Raw genomic sequence first — 19,369 nt, 5'->3', positions numbered from 1 at the left:
TACCGGGACATGGGGAGGTGTCCTGCCATTGCGGGAGATTGCCTCCTGCGACCAGGTGGGTCGTGTCGGACCGGAACCGATCGGTCAGGGTGGGCGGTTGGCTGGATTTTTTCGTTTCTTTGACGTCGCCGGGGAATCTTGAAGGGGGCTTGTTCGTCCTTCTCTTCGGGAAATGGCGGTGGATTCGGCCACAGGAGCCGCATCTGCAACTGGGCGGCGTAAAGCAGCGCAAGCCGGGCAGCCACCCTTGAGGCCCGGTCCACGGACACCGGGACGAGGGATCTGCCGGCGGTGGGGAGTGACACGGTGATGGGCACGGCGGAGCGGCAGGAGGCGCCGGGAAGCGGCGCGGAGACAGCGAGCCCGGCGGCGCCGCGGCGCCCCGAGGCGCGGGCGCCCGACATACCGGCGCGGTCCGACGTGCCGAGCGGACGCGCCGCGGCCCGGGAGGAGGCCTACCGGCCATTGTGGGTCGAGGAACCCGCGCGCAGGCGTCGCCTTCCGGACCCGGTGCGGACCTCCGCGGTCCGGGCGGTGCTCATCATCGCGGTGACCCTGCTTCAGGCGATGGTGGCCTTCCTGTGCACCATGGCCGGGTCCTGGCTGGCGTTCCCGATGGTGTTGAGCAGTGTCGCCAGCACCGTGGTGGCCACCTGGGGCGCCCTGGACGTCTGGGTGACCCGTCAGGTGTGGAACCAGCGCCACGGCGTGGTGTCGACCCCGAGCAGCACGGCACGTGCGCTGCGCCGCGAGCGCCGCAAGGCCCGGCGGCAGGCCCGGGTCACGGAGCGGACCCAGGAGCGGATACGGCGTCAGGGCGGCAGCGCGGGACAGCTGTCGCACCCCTGAGGCCTTGACGGCGTACGGCGAGCGCGACCGCCTCCGACGGCTCCACTGTGCGGAGTGCGGGCGGCTGCCGAGCCCCCGCGGCTGATCGCGCCCGCGCGGTGGAGCCGAGCACCGGCTGCGGCCCCGCGCACCCCTACGGAGTCACGGGCGCCGGCGCCGGACGCTTGAACATCCGGGTCGCCGTGATCTCGCTGTGGCCCGCCTCGTCCGCCTGCGACTGCTGCGGCAGACCCGGGCGCAGGTGCTCCTCCACGCTGATGTACTTCAGGCCGGCCCTGAGGTCCGCGTCATTGCGCAGCCGGATGACCAGGGGGAACTCGGCGAGTGCAGTCGTGTCGAACAAGCCCGTGGTGTACAGGAGTTGGACACCCAGCGCGTCTGACACGGCCCGCTGGAGCTCCAGCAGATACGTCGCGTTGGCCCGGCCGATCGGGTTGTCCAGGAACAGCGTGCCGGCGTTCCGGTGCTTGTCCCGGCCCCGGTCGTTGGACCGCAGGGCCGCCATCGTGCAGTACAGCGCGATGGCCGCCGTCAGCAACTGGCCGCCGGAGAACACGTCGCCCATCTGACCGACCGGCACCCGCTCGGCGCGCAGCACGGCGTCCGGCTTGAGGATCTCCACGGCCACCCCTCTGGGCTGGAGCGCCGCCCCGACTCCCCGCAGCAGCAAGGACATTCCGTCGCGCCGCAGGTCGGAGTTCTTCTTCACCGCGGCCCTGGTCGCCTCGTCGATGACCTCGCCGAGCCGCTCGGTCAGCGTCGCCTGGTCGGGTTCCTCGAAGCGGATCCGCAGGAACTCCTGACCGGACCACTCGCCGAGCCCCTCGGGCAGCCGGGACAGCCGCTGGGCGGACCTGAGCGTGGCGAGAGCGGACTCCACGAGCCCCCGCAGCCGGTCCACGATCGAGTCCCGGTTCCGCTCCAACTGCGCCAACTCGTCGGTCAGCACCCGCAGTCGGGGCGCGAAGGCGTCCGCCCACTTCTGCGCGTGCTCGGGCAGCGCCGACGCGGGCAGCTCACGGATCTGCTGCCGGGCGGGGGTGCGGACCTGCTCGTAGCGCGTGGAGTTGGCGTGCCGGACGAGCACGTCGCTGGCCTCGCGCACGGCGGCCTCGGCGGCGGAGAGGTCGGCGGCGCAGCCACGCAGCGACCGTCGGGCCTCCGCGGCGGCCTGCCGGGCCTCCTCGGGGCTGCCCGGGTACGGCTCCTGCTCGTCCTGCTCGTCCTCCATGGCGTGCTCGCGCAGCAGGTCGCGCAGCATCGCGGCGATCTCGTCGAAGCCTCCGGCCGCGTCCTCGGCGGCCCGGTGGGAGTCGAGCAGCTCGGCGTGCGCCTCCCGGGCCTGGGCCAACGCCTCGGTGCGGGAGGCGAGTTCGGCGGTGGCCGTGCGCAGCAGCGCCTGCGCGTGCTCGGCGTCACGCGGCTCCAGCTCCTGTGACAGCTCGGTGTGCGCCTCGCCGTCCTCGGGCGCGTGCCGCTCGGCCTCGCCGCGCAACCGCCCGAGCTGCTCGCTCGCGGTCGACATACGGGTTTCCAGGAGCTGCACCAGTTCCTCCGCGCGGGCGGCGGCGGCCTGCCGGGAGGGCCCGTCGGATCCGTCGGGCGACTGGAGCAGCTGCTCCGCGCGCGTGCGGACCTTGTTGCTCAGCCGGTCCAGTTCGGCGAGGGCCGCGCTCTCGTCGCTCTCCGCCCGAGCCTGCTCGGCCCGCAGGTCGGCGCCGACACCCACCTTCTCGTACAACTGGGAGGCCGCCCGGTAGGCCTCGCGGAGGGCGGGCAGGGACGCCTTGGAGGCATCCGTCTCACTGTCCGGTACGTCGTCGGGGGCGCCGGCGATCTCGGCGCGCTCGGCGCGCAGCGCACGCGCGGTGCGGCGGGCGTCGTCGGCGGCCCGCTGGGCCCCGCGCCGGTCCTCGTCGGCGGCCCGGGCGCGGTCCAGACAGGTCTGGGCGCGGGCTTCCGACTCAGTGGCCTCGTCGGCCAGTTCGCGCAGCTTGGCCTGCCAGCCGGCCCGCTCGCGCAGCCGGTAGGCCAGGCCCGCGAGGGCGTCGGCGGCGCGTCGGGTCTTCTGGGCGGCCTCCTGGCGTTCGTCGCGGATCTGCGCGGCCTCGGCGGCCGCCTCGTCGGCCTCCGCCCGCACGGTGCGTGCCTCGGCCAGCTCGGCCTCCGCCTCCTCGGCGAACACGCGCGTGTCCCGGGCGGCCTGCGCCAGCTCGACGAGCCGTCCGGCGGGACAGCCGGTGCGCCAGGAGGCGAGCCGGGCGGCCAGTTCACGGTCCTTGCCGAGACGGGCCGCGAGCGACCGGATCTCCTCGTCCCGCTCGCCGGCCCGCGCGCGCAGCGCCTGGCGCTCCTCGTCGGCGGCGTGTTCGTCGTGCATGGCCGGGTTCGGCGGTACGAGGAAGACGTCTCCGCTCTGGGAGTCGGTCGCCGGAGTCGGCGCCAGCAGTGCGGCGGCCGTGCCGACGGCCACGGCGGAGCGCGGGAGCAGGGCCGCGTCGTTGAGGGCCTCGCGGGCACGCGCGTGGGTGTCGGGGTCGGTGATGATCACGCCGTCGACCAGTTCCGGCCGGGCGGCCAGCACGCGCGCGTGGTCGGCGGGGTCGACGGCCTGGGCGAGGTAACGCCAGCCGGGCAGGGCCGGGATGCCGTTCTCGCCGAGGAACTCGACCGTGGCCAGCACGTCCGGACCGGGCGGCAGAAGGCCGCCGTCACCGAGCGCGCCGAGGATCCGGGAGTCGTCGGCGGCGGCCGTCCGCAGTTCGAACAGCTGGCGTTCGGCCGAGGAGACGGAGTCGTCGAGCAGTTCGCGCAGCTCGTCGGCGAACCGGTCGAGGTCCTCGGGGGTGAGACCGGCGTCGGTGACGACACCCGCGGAGTCGGGGTACGGGTCGGCGCTCGCGTGCCCGGCGGCGCCACCCCTTCTCGCGTCGTCGTGCCCGGCCGTGCCACCCCTTCTCGTGCCCTCGGTTCCCGCGCGCTGCCCCGGCACTCCCCCGGAGGCTCCGGAGACCCCGGTCAGGCTCAGCAGCTCCGCCAGCCGTTCCTCCCCGGCCAGCCCCTCGGCCAGGCGCCGCTCGGCGTCGTAGGACCGGGCGGCCGCCGTGGCCGCGTCCTCCGCGCGGGCGGCCGTGAGCTCGGCGCGGGATTCGGCGGCGGCCGCCTCGCGCGCGTGCTCGGCGGCGCGGTGGGAGGCCTCGCGGGCGGTGTCCCAGGCGGCGACCGCCGTCTTCTCGGCGTCGCTCGCGGCTAGGGCCGCGCGGGCGGGGTCGGCGTCGGGGGCGCTGTCGTCGAGCCAGCCCGCGCGCACGGCCTCGGCGGTCTCCTGCTCGACCTCGCTCAGCCGCTGGCGCAGATGGCCGATCTCGCTGCGGGCGCGCTGCGCCTCGGTGGCGGCCGACGTGGAGTCCCGGTAGGCGGACTCGCCGACTTCCTGGAGGGCGGCGGACCGCTCCTCCTCCTCGTTGGCGAGTGTCTCGGCGCGCTCGGCGGCCGCGTGCAGGGCCCGTACGAGATCGACGGCGGCCTTGGCGCGGGCGGCGAGCGCGGGAGCCGCGTCCCGCTCGGCCTCCTGGATGGCGGCGGCCACGCGCGCGACCCGGTCGGCGGCGGCGCGGTGGCGCAGTACGGCCTCGGCGGCCTGCCAGGCGGAGTGCAGGGTGCGCGCCTCGGCGAGTTCGCGCTTCTGGGCCGCGGCCGACTTCTCGGCGGCGGCGAGCGCCAGGGAGGCGTGCCGGTAGGCGAGTTCGGCGGCGATGAGCGCGCTGCGCTCCCGGCCCGCCTCGGCGTGCGTGACGGCGTACGCGGCCGCGGTGACCCGCTGGGCCAGGTCCGCCGCCCGTACCCGCTCCTGGACGCCCCGCGCGGACAGTCGCCGGGCCAGCGTCCGGGTACGGCGTTCGGCACCCGTGTGGATGTCACGCGCGCGTGAGCGTGCCTCGGCGGCCTCGACGATCCGGCCCAGCAGGTCCACGGACCCCGCGGTGAAGTCCCGTTCGGCGATGAGTTCGGCGCGTCGTCCGAGCTTGTTGCCGAACCCGCTGACCAGGTCGGCGAGTCCGTCGGTGTCGCGGGTGTCGGTCACGGCCCGCAGCAGCAGGTCGGTGAAGTCGGAGTCCTTCTTCACCGCGAACAGGCCGGCGGCCTCGCCCTCGTCGGCGTTCATCTCCCGCTGGTAGCGGAAGAGTTCGGGGTCCAGGCCGAGGTCGCCGAGGTGCTCGATCCACCGGTCGTGGATCTCCTCCCAGTGCACCTCCAGGTGCGGGTACGCCTTGCCCGCCTCGGTGAGGGCGTCCCGGAAGCCCTTCATGGTGCGGCGACGGCCCTGCGCGGCCGACTGGCCCTCGGCGGGCGGCCGTACGGCGGTGGACTCCGCGACGGGCAGGTTGTCGAGGCTGAGGCCCGGTCCGGGCCGGAAGGAGTACCAGGCCTCGGCGAACTTCCGCGGGTCGTTGGAGACCTGGCGCCCCCGCCACTCGCTGACCTTGCCGACGACGACGCACTCGCCGGTGAGAGTGTGCTGCCACTCCAGAGCCACGTGCCCGCAGTCGTCCGCCAGCAGGAACTTGCGCAGCACACCGGAGCTGGCACCGCCGAGGGTGTTGCGGTGGCCGGGCAGCATCACCGAGAAGATCAGCTTGAGCAGGACGGACTTGCCGCCGCCGTTCTCCAGGAAGAGCACCCCGGCGGGCGCGGGCCGGCGCGGCGGACCGACGGGCTCCTCCTCGAAGAACTCCGCCTGGGTGGGCGCGGGGTCGGGCACCTCCGCGCCGACTCCGCGCAGGTCCAGCACGGTGTCGGCGTAGCGCGCACCGGCGGGGCCGATGGAGTAGAGGCGGACCCGGGACAGCTCGTACATGGCGGACTCTCGTAAGTCTTCGGCAGGTCAGGGAAGTTCAGGAGTGGAACGGCAGCCCGGCATCGGCCGCCAGCTCCAGGTCGTCGCCGTCCTCGGGCGGCAGCAGCGTCGGTGTGCCGTCGGTGACCGGGACGACTCCCAGCTCCAGCAGTTCGGCCATGGCGGCGCTTCCGGCCATGTCCCGCACCTGGAGCTGGTAACGAGCCGTGGTCCGGTAGGTGCCGCCGTTGTCGTCCCCGGTGCGCTGGAGGAAGCCGGAGTCGGTGAGGAAGGCGGCGGCCTTGCCGACGATGCCGGTCGTGGACCCGGCGAGCCGGCGCGCGTCCTTGGTCGCACCGGCCGCGCTGCGTCTGGCCCAGATCCGCCAGGCCGCCTCCAGGCCGGGCGCGTCGGTGGCCGGGTCGGTGTTCTCGCCGACCTCCTCGGCCCGCTCCTCAAGGCGCCGGCAGGCCTGCCGTACGAAGGCGTCGACGCCGTTGACCGAGACGCGCCCGATGTAGCCGTCGTCGGCGAGGTCCTCGGGGCGCGGGAACGCCATGGCGGCGACGGCGAGATGGGCGAGGCCGTGCAGGAACCGGTCGCCGCCGTCGGCTGACGTACGACGCGCGTAGTCCCCCATCCGCACGGCGAACACCGAGTCCTCGGCGGCGGTGACGGCCATCCCCGCGCGCGGGGACACCTCCAGGACGACCAGTCCGAGTCCGGCGGCGACGGCGTCGGCGAGTCGCGCGAACGGCGGGTCCTCCCGGTAGCGCCGCAGCAGCTCGGCGTACTCCTGGTCCCGCGCGGGCTGCAGTTTGGGCTGCAGCCCGAAGGCGACGAGCCGAGCGGCGTCGGCGGCGTCGGCGGGGGTGACGGCGGCGGGCGCCGACGGGGTCGGGACCTCCGTCTCGCTCCACTCGACATGCTCACTCACGGCTGGGGCTCCTTGTCACGCTCTGGCTCACTCATGCTGCTTCCGGACGGGCTGACGTCGCCGATGGCGCTTCCTGACGGGCTGATCTCGCCGATGGCCCTTCCTGACGGGCTGACCTCGCCCATGCCGCCCCCTGACCGGCCCACCCCGCTCATGCCGCCTCCGTCCGGTCCGCCGCCATTCCCGCGGCGTCCAGCAGGGCGGTGCCGACGATGAGGTCGGCGCCGCCGAAGTCCGGATCGTCCAGTTCCGTCCCGTCGTCCACGGCGAAGAGGAGCTTCTCCTCGCCCTGACGGTAGGCGGTGCCGACGGCGGGGCTGGCCGCGTGGATCGCCAACAGGGCGACCAGGTAGGCGAGATCGAACCCGCCGGTCCTGCGGGCCTCCGCGAGCAGTCCCGACAGCCGTCGCGGCGCGTCCGCCGGCAGGTCCAGCAGCTCCTTCGCGGCGGCGAGCTGTTCCTCGCTGAACCGGCTGTCGTCGGGCGTGGCGATGAGGTCCGGTTCGGGCATCTCCGCGCCCAGGTGCTCCCGCTCCATCGGCGGGGTCAGCAGTATGTCCACGAGGTCGCCCACGCGGACCGACACCGGGGTGCGCAGGCCGGTCCCGCGCGCGAAGAACGCGTCGGTGACCCGGGTGGCCTGCTCCAACGGCAGGGGGAGCACCGGCGCGACGAGGTGGCCGTACAGGTCTATCCCCGACGTCGTCATGGGGGTGGCGAAGGCCTGCCGGTCCTGCTCGGCGCGGAACAGCGGGCCCGCCTCGAGGAGCCGGGACTGGAGCTGGGTGTGGCGCCGGATGCAGTCCTTGACGATGTCGACGAGCTCGGCGGCCCGGCGCTTCTGCTCGGGGTCCTCGGACTCGTCCCGCGCCTTGCGGATGTTGGTCAGGATCGCGTTCTCGTGGCGGTACCGGTCGGCGACGTGGTCGAGGGCCTCGGCGATCATGTCGGGCACGGAGTTGAGCCAGTCGACGGCCCGGACGTTGCGACGGGTGGCGTCCAGTGCCCTGCGCAGGGTCTCGGAGTACTGCACGGTCCGGTAGCGGGCCTGCTCCGCGGCGAGTTGGGCGTCGGCGAGGCGGCCGCGGCTGATCAGTACCTCCAGCTTGACCTCGGCGGCGATCTGGGCGCTGGTGACATCGGTGTCGAGGGCACCGACCAGGACGTTGACCGCCTCGTCCGTCGTCCGGAGATAGACCGAGCCGCCGGGTCCCGGCACCTCCTCGATCAGCTTGAAGTCGTAGTCGCGCCGGACATAGGTCCCGTCCGGTGCGAAAGTGCCGTAGACCGCACGGAATCCCCGGTCGACGCTGCCGACGTTGATCAGGTTCTCCAGGACCCAGCGGGCCACGCGCTCGTGCTCGGCGACGGGGCGCTGCGGGGCCTGGGCGGCGATGCGCGGGATGAGGCGTGCGACGACCTGGTCGTGGTCGGCGCCGGTGTCGAAGTCCATGTTCAGCGTGACCAGGTCGATGGCGGCCAGGGCCACCTCCGCCATGCCGTACACCGAGTACTCGCCCGCGAGGTTGGCCTTGCGGGCGTCGAGGTCGTGCAGCGGCGCGGTGCAGGCGAGCGCGCGCAGCCGACGCGCCAGTCCCTCGTCGGCGGCCGGGCCCGGTGCGGGGCGCGGCCCCGCGCTGAACTGGGGCGGAACGCTGTCCGTCGTCGCAGGCGAAGTCACGGTGCACAGACTAGGTGCTAGGTCTGACAACTCCCCAAACGGCGCGGATCGCCTCCGGCGGTTGGACGGGTGACCACCGGTTGTTCGTCGACTGCGGGCCGGTGGGGGCTGGTCGCGCAGTTCCTCGCGCCCCTACATGTCCTCGCCCACTCTTCGTCTGTACACCTCGACCACTCGCCCCAAAGAGTCCGAGAGGTACACGGCGAGCAGCCGTTCCGCCTCGTCCCTGTCGCCCGCCTGGAGCGCGCTGAGGATCTGCTGGTTGCGGGCCAGGTAGGGCTCGTGGAGGGCCTTGGGGTCGTCCACCACGTGGAAGGCGAGCCGGAGTTCGGCGAAGACGCTGCGCATCAGTTCGTCGGTGCGGTCGCTGCCCGCGAGGGCGACGAGTTCGCGGTGGAAGTGGATATTGGCCGTGCCCAGCGCTTTCCAGTCACCTTCGCGCACCGCCCGCTGCCCCTCCACGACCGCCTCGGCCAGCGCGTCCAGGGCGTACGGCGGTTCGCCCAGCCCGCGGACGACGGCGCACTCCACGAGCGCGCGGGTGCGGTAGATGTCCTCCACGTCCTCGACCGCCAGGACCCGCACGAACACGCCGCGGTTCAGCTCGTGGACGAGCAGGCGCTCGTGCGTGAGCAGCCGGAACGCCTCGCGCAGGGTGTTGCGGGAGACCCCCAGCGCCCCTCCGATGCTGTCCTCCGACAGCCGTGTCCCCGGCGGGAAGTAGCCCTCGGCGATGCGGCTCCTGAGGATGTCCGAGACCCGCTCGGCCGTGCTGGTGCGGCCCAGGAGGGCGCGGTCGTCGGCCAGTCCGCTCAACTGCTCTGCCATGCCCGGAATTCAACCGCAGACACGAGAACGAAACAACAGGGGTATTGAAGGATCGTTGAACGATCCTCTACGTTGCTCATCACCGCACGGTTCCGCTCCGCGACCTCCGTCCTCCTCCTGCGAGGTGCTCATGAGCACGACCCCGCCCCCTCAGACCCTGACCGACCAGCCCTCAGCGACCGAGAACCCCGCCGAAGACGGGGCGTTGGGCTGGTTCCGCGCCCTCGGTCCGCGCGGCCGGCGTGCCTTCGCCGGTGCGTTCGGCGGCTACGCCCTCGACTCCTACGACTACTTCACGCTCCCGCTGAGCATGGTTGCGCTGGCCGCCTACTTCGGCCTGGACAGCGGCCAGACCGGCCTCTTCACCACCGTCACCCTGCTGGCCTCCGGTATCGGCGGAGCCCTGGCGGGGGTGCTGGCCGACCGGGTCGGCCGGGTCAGGGCGCTGATGATCACGGTGGTCACCTACGCGATCTTCACCGTGGCCTGCGGCTTCGCCCCGAACTTCGAGTCGCTGCTGGTCTTCCGCGCCCTCCAGGGCCTCGGCTTCGGCGGCGAGTGGGCGGTCGGCGCGATCCTGGTCGCCGAGTACGCGAGCGCCAAGCATCGGGGGCGCACCCTCGGCGCGATCCAGAGTTCGTGGGCCGTGGGCTGGGCGCTGGCGGCGATCATGTACACGCTGGTCTTCTCGGTCTTCGACGACGGCACGGCCTGGCGCGTGATGTTCTGGACCGGAGCGCTGCCCGCGCTGCTCGTGGTCTGGATGCGACGCCGGGTCCAGGACGCCCCGGAGGCGATCGCTGCGCGCGAGAAGAGCTCCGGCAAGGGCTCCTTCGCGGCGATCTTCAAACCGGACCTGCTGCGTACGACGATCTTCGCGGGGTTGCTGTCCACCGGCGTCCAGGGCGGCTACTACACGCTCGCCACGTGGGTGCCGACGTATCTCAAGAGCGACCGCGGACTGTCGGTCGTCGGCACCGGCGGCTACCTCACGTTCCTGATCTCCGGGGCCTTCCTCGGCTATCTGACCGGCGGCTACCTCACCGACAGGCTGGGCCGGCGACGCAACATCTGGCTCTTCGCCCTGCTGTCGGCCGTCTGCATCGTGGCCTACGGCAACATCCCCAGCGGAGCCGACACCTGGCTGCTGGTCCTCGGGTTCCCGCTCGGGTTCTGCATGTCGGCGATCTTCAGCGGTTTCGGGTCCTATCTGAGCGAGCTGTACCCGACGGCGGTGCGCGGCTCGGGACAGGGCTTCACGTACAACGCGGGCCGCGCGGTCGGCGCGGTCTTCCCGACCACCGTCGGCTTCCTGGCCGACAGCTGGGGCGTGGGCGGGGCACTCGTCTTCGGAGCCATCGGCTACGGCATCGCCGCACTGGCCCTGCTCGGGCTGCCGGAGACCCGTGGGAAGGAACTCGCGTGAACCGCACGGAAGACCGCCCCCTGACCCTCGTCGACGAGCACGCGCACGCGTGGAGCCCGGCACAGGCACGCGCACGGTTCCGCGCGGGCCTGACCGGCCCCACCGCCGGGGTCGCGGCCGGCCACACCCAGGTCAACCTGATCTCGGTGCCCGCCGACTGGGCGTACGACATGCTGTTGTTCTGCCAGCGCAACCCCAAGCCCTGCCCGGTCCTCGACGTCACGGACGCCGGCGACCCGACCACCGTCCTGGCCGAGGGTGCCGATCTGCGCACGGATCTCCCGCGCTACCGGGTGTGGGAGGACGGCCGGCTGGTGGACGAGCCGACGGACGTGCGCGCACACTGGCGTGAGGACCTCGTTTCGTTCCTGATCGGGTGCAGTTTCACCTTCGAGTGGGCACTTTCGGAGGCGGGCGTCCCGATCCGGCACATCGAGCAGGGCCGGAACGTTCCGATGTACGTGACCAGTCGACAGTGCCGTCCCGCGGGGCGGCTGCACGGACCCATGGTGGTGTCCATGCGCCCGGTGCCACCGCAGCACCTGGCGGCCGCCCTGAGGGAGAGCAGTCTGCTCCCGGCCGTGCACGGCAGCCCCGTGCACTGCGGCGATCCCTCCGGACTCGGCATCGACGACCTCGGCCGCCCCGACTTCGGAGATCCGGTGGACGCCGAGCCGGACGACATCCCGGTGTTCTGGGCCTGCGGTGTGACCCCGCAGGCCGCGGTGATGGCCTCGCGCCCGCCGTTCGCCCTCACCCACGCACCGGGGCAGATGTTCCTGACGGACGCCAGGGACGAGCAGTACAGAGTGGCGTGAGACCCGCTCGAACCCCTGGAGAACAGCACACTGAGACCCTTGGGAACCCTGAAAGGAAACCTGAGTCCTCCATGACCTCGATCGACCTGAACGCCGACCTCGGCGAGGGCTTCGGCCGCTGGCAGCTCACCGACGACGAGCGCCTGCTGTCCGTCGTCACCAGCGCCAACGTGGCCTGCGGGTTCCACGCCGGGGACGCGCCCACCATGCGGCGGGTCTGCGAGCTGGCGGCCGCGCGCGGGGTCCGGATCGGCGCCCAGGTCTCCTACCGGGACCTGGCGGGGTTCGGGCGGCGCGCGATGGACGTGCCGTCCGCCGAGCTGACGGCCGAGGTGGCCTACCAGATCGGCGCCCTGGAGGTCTTCGCCCGGGCGGCGGGCACGCGCGTGTCCTACGTCAAGCCGCACGGCGCGCTCTACAACCGGGTCGTGCACGACGAGGAGCAGGCCGCCGCGGTCGTCGACGGCGTGCTCCTCGCCGACGCCACGCTGCCCGTGCTGGGCCTGCCCGGCTCGCGTCTGCTGAGGGTCGCCGGGAAGGCGGGCCTGGAGGCCGTGCCGGAGGCCTTCGCGGACCGCGCCTACACCGAGGAGGGCACGCTCGTGCCACGCGACCGGGAGGGGGCGCTGGTCACGGATCCCGAGGCGGTCGTGGAACGCTCGCTCGGCCTGGCCCGGGACCGGGCGGTCACCGCCCTGTCCGGCGCCCGTGTCGAGGTCGAGGCCCGCTCCCTGTGCCTGCACGGCGACACCCCGGGCGCGGTGGAACTGGCCCGACGGGTCAGAGAGCGCCTGGAGTCCTCGGGCGTCCGGGTGGAGGCCTTCGCATGAGGGCGCTGCCCGTCGGGGACGGCGCCCTGCTCGTGGAGGTGTCCTCGGGCGAGGAGGCCCAGGCGCTGCACGCGGAGCTGGTGCGCCGCCGCGCGGAGGGCTCGCTGTCGGTCCGCGAGATCGTCCCCGCGGCCCGCACGGTCCTCCTCGACGGCCTGGCCGACCCCGCCCGCCTGGCTGCCGAGCTCACCGCCGCCGAGGTACCGCCCGCTCCCCCACGCACGCGTGAGGCGATCGAACTCCCGGTGCGTTACGACGGCCCGGACCTGGTCGACGTGGCCGCGCTCTGGGGCGTCTCCCCCGAGGAGGTGGCCCGCGTCCACTCCGGCACCGAGTTCACGGTCGCCTTCTGCGGGTTCGCGCCCGGCTTCGGCTACCTCACCGGCCTGCCCGCCCGCTACGACGTGCCGCGCCGGGCTACCCCGCGCACGGCCGTCCCGGCGGGCTCGGTGGGGCTCGCGGGCCCGTACACCGGCGTCTACCCGCGCTCCTCCCCGGGCGGCTGGCAGCTCATCGGGACCACGGACGCCGTGCTGTGGGACCACACGCGCGTACCGGCCGCACTGCTGTCGCCGGGCACCAGGGTGCGCTTCGTGAGGGCGACATGACGGACCGCGCCCTCTCCGTCGTCCGGGCCGGGGCACTGACCACCGTCCAGGACCGGGGCCGACCGGGCCACGCGCACCTCGGCGTCCCCCGCTCGGGCGCCCTGGACGCTCCGGCGGCCGACCTCGCCAACCGTCTGGTCGGCAACCGCCCCGAGGCAGCCGTCCTGGAGACCACGCTCAACGGCTGCGCGGTACGTCCCCGTTCGACGGTCACCGTGGCCGTGACAGGGGCCCCCTGTCCCGTGACGGTCGACGGGCGACCGGCAGCGTGGAGCGCACCGGTACACGTACCGGCAGGGGCACTCCTGAACATCGGGACGGCCCGGACAGGCGTACGCAGCTATGTGGCCGTCTCCGGCGGGATCACCGTGGAGCCGGTCCTGGGCAGCCGCTCCACGGACCTCCTGTCGGGCCTGGGCCCGCCTCCCCTCACGGACGGCGCGGTACTCCCCCTGGGCGCGCCGACACCGCTCCACACGCGTGTGGACGCGGCACCGCAGCCGGCACCTCCCGCTGAGCTCGTCCTCCGCGTCACACTGGGCCCACGAGCCGACTGGTTCACCCCGGAAGCGGTCCGGGCCTTCACCTCCCGCACCTTCCAGGTGTCCTCGGCGAGCAACCGCATCGGGCTGCGCACCGAGGGGCCGGCCCTGGAGCGGGCCCGGCCGGGTGAACTCCCCAGCGAGGGCATGGTCCTGGGCGCGGTCCAGGTCCCGCCGAACGGCAGGCCGGTGGTCTTCCTCGCCGACCACCCGACCACCGGCGGCTACCCGGTGATCGGCGTGGTCCGCGAGACGGACCTCCCGGCGGCGGCCCAGGCCGTGCCGGGAACCCCGGTGCGCTTCGTGGCGGTGCGACGCCGCTGACCCACCCAGGCTCGCAGGGGGCGCGGGGAACTGCCCGACCAGCCCCACGCGCCCGCGCCCGCCCCGCACCCGCACCCGCACCCGACACGGGCTCAAGCCGCCTCGGCCCGCCGCCCCTGCACGGACAACGCGCTCAACGCCACGGACACCGCACGCACAGCCCGCAGATCGAGCCGCCCGCTCGTCCCCCGCGCGCGGTGCCGCATCTCGTCCATGGCCAACGTCACCAACCGCGGCAACAGATCCGTGCACCGCCGCGCCACCCACCCGGCCCCCGCCGTGGCCGACCACCACAGACTCGCCGACCTGGTGGGCACCAGAGACTCCGGCCGAGCGCGCGACTCCGGTCGCGATCCCCCGTTCCCCGAGCAACTCGTGGAACCGCACCGCCAGTTGCAGCGCCGACGCGCCGGGCAGCCCGGGCATCGTGCCCGGGCCGGGCAGCCACACCGTGAACAGGACGGCGCCCTGCCCGGTGAGGGCCGCGCGGCCACGGCATGGATGCCGAACGGGCAGCGCAGGGCGTCAATCTGCCGCTCCAGCACGTCCCACGTCTGCGCCCCACTCAACGCGAGCTTGTGGAACTCCACGGACTCGGCGAGCCCTCGGACAGTGAGTCACCGAGGGCGACGAAGCGCACGGTCGCCATCCACGCCCCCCTGACGCACCCCTGCTCAGGACACGCCCCCCGGCACGGAACGCCGTACGAAGGTCTCCGCGTCGTGTGCCGCGAGGAACGCCCGGACGGCCGCGTCCCACCCGAAGCGCTCCGCACGCGCGCGTGCGATCTCGCGCCGCTCGTTCTCGGGGTGTTCCAGCAGCATGTCCACGGCGTCCGCGAAGGCCTCTCCCCGGTCGGCGGCGACCGCCCCGGCCGATCCGATGACCTCCGGCAGCGCGGAGGAGGCGCTCACCACCACCGGCGTGCCGCACGCCATGGCCTCCAGCGCGGCCAGCCCGAAGGTCTCGGCCGGTCCGGGGGCCAGGCAGACGTCGGCGGAGGCCTGGAGCGCGCCGAGCAGCCCGCGGTCGCAGACGTGTCCGAGGAACGTGACCGGGAGCCGCCGTTCCCGGGCCCGCTGTTCCAGGCGCGGCCGCAGCGGCCCGTCCCCCGCCACCACGAGCACCGCCCGACGGCCTCGGCGCACCAGGGACTCCAGGGCGTCCAGGGCCGTGCCGGGCCGCTTCTCGACGGACAGCCGGGTGCAGGTCACGAGGAGCGTCTCGTCCACGCGCGCGTACCGGGCCCGCAGCCCCGCGTCACGCAGTGCCGGGCGCCGCTCGACCAGGTCGACGCCCAGGGGGGCGCGTACGACGTTGCGGGCGCCGATCCGCACGAACTCCCGCTCGGCGAACTCGGTGGTGCACACCACGCGCGCGTACGTGTGCGCCGTACGCACGTTGAGGGCGTCGGCGGCACGCCGGGCGGCGCCTTCCGGCAGGCCCCAGGTGCGCAGGACACCGTCGGCGGTCTCGTGGGAGACCATCACGGCGGGGACGCGGGCGCGCCTGGCCCACGCGCCGGTCCACCTGAGGGTCGTACGGTCGGAGACCTCCAGGCGGTCGGGGGCGAGTTCCTCCAGGAGCCGGGCCACGCGCCGCTTGTCGGTGAGGACGCGGTAACCGCCGGTGCCGGGCAGCAGCGGGCCGGGCAGCGTGATGATCCGTCCCTGCTCGGTCCTGCGGTCGCTCGCGCGGTCGCCGGGCACGATCAGCACGGACTCGTGACCCGCCGCCTCGTACCCCTTGCCGAGCTCGCGCAGGGCGGTGCGCAGGCCGCCCGAGGCGGGGGCGACGAAGTTGGCGAGACGGACGATCCGCAAAGGCTGTCCGCTCATGCCGCCACCGCCGTCCTCCGGCCGCTGAGCACGGCGGCGTAGTGGCCGATCAGCCGGTCGCCGACGGCCGCCCAGGTGCGCCCCTCGACCATGGCCCGCGCGGCGACGCCGAACGAGGCGCGCATCCCGGGGTCGGCCGCCAGGGACCACACAGCGTCCCGTACGGCGGCCGGGTCGCGCGGTGGGACGAGGAACCCGGTGCGCCCGTGGGCGACCAGGTCCAGCGGGCCGCCGGCGGCCGGCGCGACGACGGGCACGCCGCTCGCCATGGCCTCCTGCACGGTCTGGCAGAAGGTCTCGAAGGGGCCGGTGTGCGCGAAGACGTCGAAGGAGGCGAAGATCCGGGCCAGTTCGTCACCCGTGCGACGGCCCAGGAAGACCGCGCCGGGCAGCGCCTGCTCGAGATGGGGCAGGCTCGGCCCGTCCCCGACCACCACGACCTTGACGCCCTCCAGGCGGCAGGCGTCGGCCAGCAGCTCGATGTGCTTCTCGGGTGCGAGGCGCCCGACGTAGCCGACGATCATCTCCCCGTCCGGGGCGAGTCGGCGGCGCAGTTCCTCGTCGCGCAGGTCGGGGCGGAAGCGGACGGTGTCGACGCCGCGCGGCCACAGCTCGACCCGGGGCACGCCGTGCGCCTCCAGATCGCGCAGGGACGCGCTGGAGGGGGCGAGGGTGAGGTCGGCGGCAGTGTGGACGGAGCGGATACGGCGCCAGGCGGCGGCCTCTCCCGCGTGCACATAGGTGCGGGCGTATCCGGCGAGGTCGGTCTGGTAGACGGCCACGGCGGGGATGCCGAGCCGGGCGGCGGCGGCCATGCCGCGGACGCCGAGGACGAAGGGGCTGGCCAGGTGGACGACGTCGGCACGGTGCTCGGCGATCGCCGCGGCCACGCGCCTGCTGGGGAGGGCGACGCGGACCTGGGGATAGCCCGGAAGGGGGAGGGAGGGGACACGGACGACGGGGCACGGCGCGAGGGCGTCCACGCCGGGCCCGGGGCCGGACGCGGTGGCCGGCGCGACGACGAGCGGAAGGTGACCGCGATCTACGAGGTGCCGGGCGGTCTGGAGCGCGCAGTGGGCCACGCCGTTCACATCGGGGGGAAAGGATTCGGTCACTATGACGACACGCATACGGGTGTTGTCGCCGCAGCTGGACGTGCCCGCGTCAACGTGGATCTTTGCGAACGATGAACGTCCCATGAGCGTTGCGCTGCGCACCCGAGCAGGTCAGGCCACGTCCATGCGTACCTGACCCGCGGGTCGTCCCGCGTTCACCCGGCGGGTGTGAAGGGCCCCGGAAGTTCACACCAGAGGGTGTCTCACATGGCCGCGGTGTCCGGTCCGATACGGCTGCGGACGGCCGTCTGGACCTCGGCCTCCTCGGCCGGGTCGGCGGCCAGCCGGCGCAGTCGCTCCACGACCCGGGCGTCACCGGTCTCGGCGTGCCTGGCGGCGATCTCGCGGGTGGTCTCCTCGCAGTCCCAGAGGCACTCGACGGCGAGGCCGGTGGCGAAGGAGGGGTCGGTGGCGGCGAGCGCGCGGGCGGCGCGGCCGCGGAGGTGGGAGGACGCGGTCTCCCGGTAGATGTGGCGCAGCACGGGCGCGGCGCAGGCGATGCCGAGCCGTCCGGTGCCGTCGACGAGGGTCCACAGGGTCGGTGCGTCGGGGCCCTCGCCCCGTACGGCCTCCCGGAGGGCGGCGAGCACGAGGTCGCGGTCCTGGGCTCCGCCCAGGCAGGCGAGCATCCGTCCGGCGGCGGCGCCCAGCGCGTCGGGCCGTCGGGCCCAGCCGCGCGCGCGGTCGACGGCGGCGATACTGCGCATGCGTTCGAACGAGTCGAGCGCGGCCTCCACCACGGTCGGTGATCCCGTGACGACGGCCAGCTCGATCAGGTCGAAGGCGGCGGGATCATTGCTGTCGGCGAGATAGCGCAGCGCGGTGGCCCGAGCCCCGTCGGTGCCGTCCTCGGCGGCCGCGAGGATGTCGGAGCGGTCCTCGGGGCCCGCGACAGCGGCGAGACAGCGGGCGGCGGGCACGTGCAGCGCGGCTCCCCGTTCGACGCCCTGCTGGGCCCACTCGAAGACGGCCTGCACGCTCCACCCCGGGCGGGGCCCGGCTGGGCGCATCTGGCGTTGCCAGCGGTCGAAACAGCCGGCCTCCTGGGCGGCACGCACACGAGTGGAGACGGATTCACGGGCATCGTCGGCCCACAGCCGCCATGGCCTCGGCTCGAAGGCGTCACGGACGGCGGCGGCCAGTTCGGCCTCGCCCTCGGGATCGGTCCCGAAGCGGGCGAGCACGGGCGCGGCGAGGGCACGCAGACCGGCGTCGTCGTCCCGCAGCGCCAGTTCGTCGAGCGCCCAGGCCCAGTTGGAGCCCGAGGCGGCGTACCTGCGCAGCAGTTCGAGCGCGTCGCGCCTGCCGTAGGAGGCGAGGTGGCCGAGGACGGCGAGGGCGAGGCCCGTGCGTGACTCCTCGGTGTCGAAGACGTCGTCCACCTCGAAGAGGTGCGCCTCGATCTCGTCCAGCTCACCGTTGAGGTCGAGGAAGAGACGGGCGTAGTACAGCGAGCGGTTCTCCACCTGCCAGTCGTGGCGGGGATCGCGCAGCACGCAGTGGTTGAGGGCCGCGAGCGCCTCGGCGCGCGGGGCGGTGAGCGCGTGCAGTGTGCCGTCGCCGCGGCCCCGCTGGAGCAGGCCGAGCAGCGTACCGCTGGGCGCTATGACCGGATCGAACATGGGAAACAGCCTCACATCAAGCGTCGACGCAACCGGGGACGTGCATTACCTGGCCGCGTGACAACACGTCGGGGCGCCCGCCGTTTCCTGCTTGCTGTAAGCCATCTTCCTCTGCCTCTCGTCGGTGGCCCATGCGGACCCGCATTCACGGTCCGCGCGGTGCGGCATCACCTGCCCAACCATCACGTCCGTGAACCACGACGTCATGATGACTCGGCACTTCCATCTGCCGCGACCGAAATTTCGGCGGCCCTGTACCGCCTCCCCCGTTGTCTGTGTTTTCGCTGGTCAGAACATGTGTGTCAATGTGCGGCGAACAGTTCGAGCAGTTCTGTCCGCCCGAACATGCGGGCCGTGTCGAGGGCCGAGGGGGTGCCCTCGGCCGGATCGGCGCCGCCTTCCAGCAGGGCCTCGATGACATCCGCGGAGCCCTTGAAGACGGCCCCGGCGAGGGGGGTCTGCCCCCGGTCGTTGACCCCGCCGGCCGCCGCCCCGCGGCCGACGAGCGCGCGCACCGCGTCCGCGTGACCGTGGTAGGCGGCGAGCATCACGAGCGAGTCCCCGCGGTCGTTGGTGAGGCCCGCCGGAACACCCGCGTCGACGTACGCCACAAGCGCCTCGGTCTGCCCCTGCCGGGCCAGGTCGAAGATCTTGGTCGCCAGCTCCACGACCTCCGGGTCGGGGGCTTCACTCATCGGCCGGACCGCCTTCCATACAACCGTTCAGGTGAATCGCAAGGGTACTGGCTGGCGCGCCAGATGACCCGAAGTGCCGGAGGTAAAGATCACCACAGCTCCGCCAACTCGGTGAAATCGCAAAATATTCATCCATTTGCACCTTTTGTCGTATGGATACATGCTGTGATGCTGGAAGTACTCATGGTGACTGTCCCCACGAACCAGGAGCACCGCAATGATCCTCTCCATCTCGGGTGTCGTACTGCTCGGCATCGTCGTCTTCATCTTCTTCCGCAAGGACGGGCTCAAGGCCTCACACGCCCTGATCTCGGCGCTGTTCGGCTTCTACCTGGCCAGCACGGCCATCGCCCCGAGCATCAAGGCCGGCGGCGAGAGCCTGGCGAGCCTTCTGGGCGGCATCAAGTTCTGACGCCGCC

General features: G+C 73.3%; 15 protein-coding genes and 1 pseudogene. 7 read left to right on the top strand and 9 right to left on the bottom strand.

The window, feature by feature from the left end; genetic code table 11:
* Nucleotides 1-309: 309 nt before the first annotated feature.
* The gene (locus tag ABZ098_RS41365; RefSeq protein ID WP_356599603.1) at nucleotides 310-849 is read left to right on the top strand and encodes a hypothetical protein; all 540 of its coding nucleotides are present in this window, start codon (nucleotides 310-312) and stop codon (nucleotides 847-849) included.
* A gap of 133 nt (nucleotides 850-982) precedes the next feature.
* Here ABZ098_RS41365 and ABZ098_RS41360 read toward each other — a convergent pair whose 3' ends face one another.
* The 4 genes from ABZ098_RS41360 to ABZ098_RS41345 form a co-directional block, all read right to left on the bottom strand.
* Nucleotides 983-5,707: a hypothetical protein gene (locus tag ABZ098_RS41360; protein WP_356599564.1), complete on the bottom strand. Its 4,725-nt coding sequence runs from the start codon at nucleotides 5,705-5,707 to the stop codon at nucleotides 983-985.
* Between the two features lie 37 nt (nucleotides 5,708-5,744).
* Nucleotides 5,745-6,623, bottom strand: a complete 879-nt coding sequence (locus ABZ098_RS41355; protein WP_356599562.1) for a hypothetical protein — start codon at nucleotides 6,621-6,623, stop codon at nucleotides 5,745-5,747.
* A 151-nt stretch (nucleotides 6,624-6,774) separates the two neighbouring features.
* Complete coding sequence (locus tag ABZ098_RS41350) at nucleotides 6,775-8,304, bottom strand: hypothetical protein (RefSeq protein ID WP_356599560.1); 1,530 nt, start codon at nucleotides 8,302-8,304, stop codon at nucleotides 6,775-6,777.
* 132 nt (nucleotides 8,305-8,436) lie between these two features.
* The gene (locus ABZ098_RS41345; RefSeq protein ID WP_356599558.1) at nucleotides 8,437-9,132 is read right to left on the bottom strand and encodes a GntR family transcriptional regulator; all 696 of its coding nucleotides are present in this window, start codon (nucleotides 9,130-9,132) and stop codon (nucleotides 8,437-8,439) included.
* Between the two features lie 130 nt (nucleotides 9,133-9,262).
* On the opposite strand from ABZ098_RS41345, the gene ABZ098_RS41340 reads away from it, so the two are divergent.
* From ABZ098_RS41340 to ABZ098_RS41320, 5 genes are all read left to right on the top strand, one after another.
* Nucleotides 9,263-10,558, top strand: coding sequence for an MFS transporter (locus ABZ098_RS41340; protein ID WP_356599556.1), 1,296 nt, complete (start codon nucleotides 9,263-9,265; stop codon nucleotides 10,556-10,558).
* A complete protein-coding gene (locus tag ABZ098_RS41335) occupies nucleotides 10,555-11,376 on the top strand; it encodes a putative hydro-lyase (RefSeq protein ID WP_356599555.1) in 822 nt (273 codons plus the stop codon). Before ABZ098_RS41340 ends, ABZ098_RS41335 begins: the two co-directional genes overlap by 4 nt.
* A 71-nt stretch (nucleotides 11,377-11,447) precedes the next feature.
* Complete coding sequence (locus ABZ098_RS41330) at nucleotides 11,448-12,206, top strand: 5-oxoprolinase subunit PxpA (protein WP_356599553.1); 759 nt, start codon at nucleotides 11,448-11,450, stop codon at nucleotides 12,204-12,206.
* Nucleotides 12,203-12,814: a 5-oxoprolinase subunit PxpB gene (pxpB, locus tag ABZ098_RS41325; RefSeq protein ID WP_356599551.1), complete on the top strand. Its 612-nt coding sequence runs from the start codon at nucleotides 12,203-12,205 to the stop codon at nucleotides 12,812-12,814. The genes ABZ098_RS41330 and pxpB overlap by 4 nt, the downstream gene beginning before the upstream one ends.
* Complete coding sequence (locus tag ABZ098_RS41320) at nucleotides 12,811-13,680, top strand: biotin-dependent carboxyltransferase family protein (RefSeq protein WP_356599549.1); 870 nt, start codon at nucleotides 12,811-12,813, stop codon at nucleotides 13,678-13,680. Before pxpB ends, ABZ098_RS41320 begins: the two co-directional genes overlap by 4 nt.
* Before the next feature lie 92 nt (nucleotides 13,681-13,772).
* Here ABZ098_RS41320 and ABZ098_RS41315 read toward each other — a convergent pair.
* The 5 genes and pseudogenes from ABZ098_RS41315 to ABZ098_RS41295 form a co-directional block, all read right to left on the bottom strand.
* Nucleotides 13,773-14,329 (bottom strand): annotated as a pseudogene (locus ABZ098_RS41315) (hypothetical protein).
* A gap of 25 nt (nucleotides 14,330-14,354) precedes the next feature.
* Complete coding sequence (locus ABZ098_RS41310) at nucleotides 14,355-15,518, bottom strand: glycosyltransferase (RefSeq protein WP_356599547.1); 1,164 nt, start codon at nucleotides 15,516-15,518, stop codon at nucleotides 14,355-14,357.
* Complete coding sequence (locus ABZ098_RS41305; RefSeq protein ID WP_356599545.1) at nucleotides 15,515-16,648, bottom strand: glycosyltransferase family 1 protein; 1,134 nt, start codon at nucleotides 16,646-16,648, stop codon at nucleotides 15,515-15,517. Before ABZ098_RS41305 ends, ABZ098_RS41310 begins: the two co-directional genes overlap by 4 nt.
* Nucleotides 16,649-16,836: 188 nt before the next feature.
* On the bottom strand, nucleotides 16,837-18,255 hold the full coding sequence (locus ABZ098_RS41300; RefSeq protein ID WP_356599543.1) for a HEAT repeat domain-containing protein: 1,419 nt from the start codon (nucleotides 18,253-18,255) through the stop codon (nucleotides 16,837-16,839).
* A 302-nt stretch (nucleotides 18,256-18,557) separates the two neighbouring features.
* Entirely contained in the window at nucleotides 18,558-18,950 is a 393-nt protein-coding gene (locus tag ABZ098_RS41295) for an ankyrin repeat domain-containing protein (RefSeq protein ID WP_356599541.1), read from the bottom strand.
* 217 nt (nucleotides 18,951-19,167) lie between these two features.
* Between ABZ098_RS41295 and ABZ098_RS41290 the strand changes: the two genes are divergently transcribed.
* On the top strand, nucleotides 19,168-19,362 hold the full coding sequence (locus tag ABZ098_RS41290) for a hypothetical protein (RefSeq protein ID WP_007380617.1): 195 nt from the start codon (nucleotides 19,168-19,170) through the stop codon (nucleotides 19,360-19,362).
* Nucleotides 19,363-19,369: the final 7 nt, after the last annotated feature.

This window comes from Streptomyces sp. NPDC006335, from assembly GCF_040612795.1.
In the GTDB taxonomy this organism is placed as follows: Bacteria; Actinomycetota; Actinomycetes; order Streptomycetales; family Streptomycetaceae; genus Streptomyces.
Note: the sequence above shows the minus strand (reverse complement) of the source record. Positions and strands in the feature narration are given on the sequence as shown.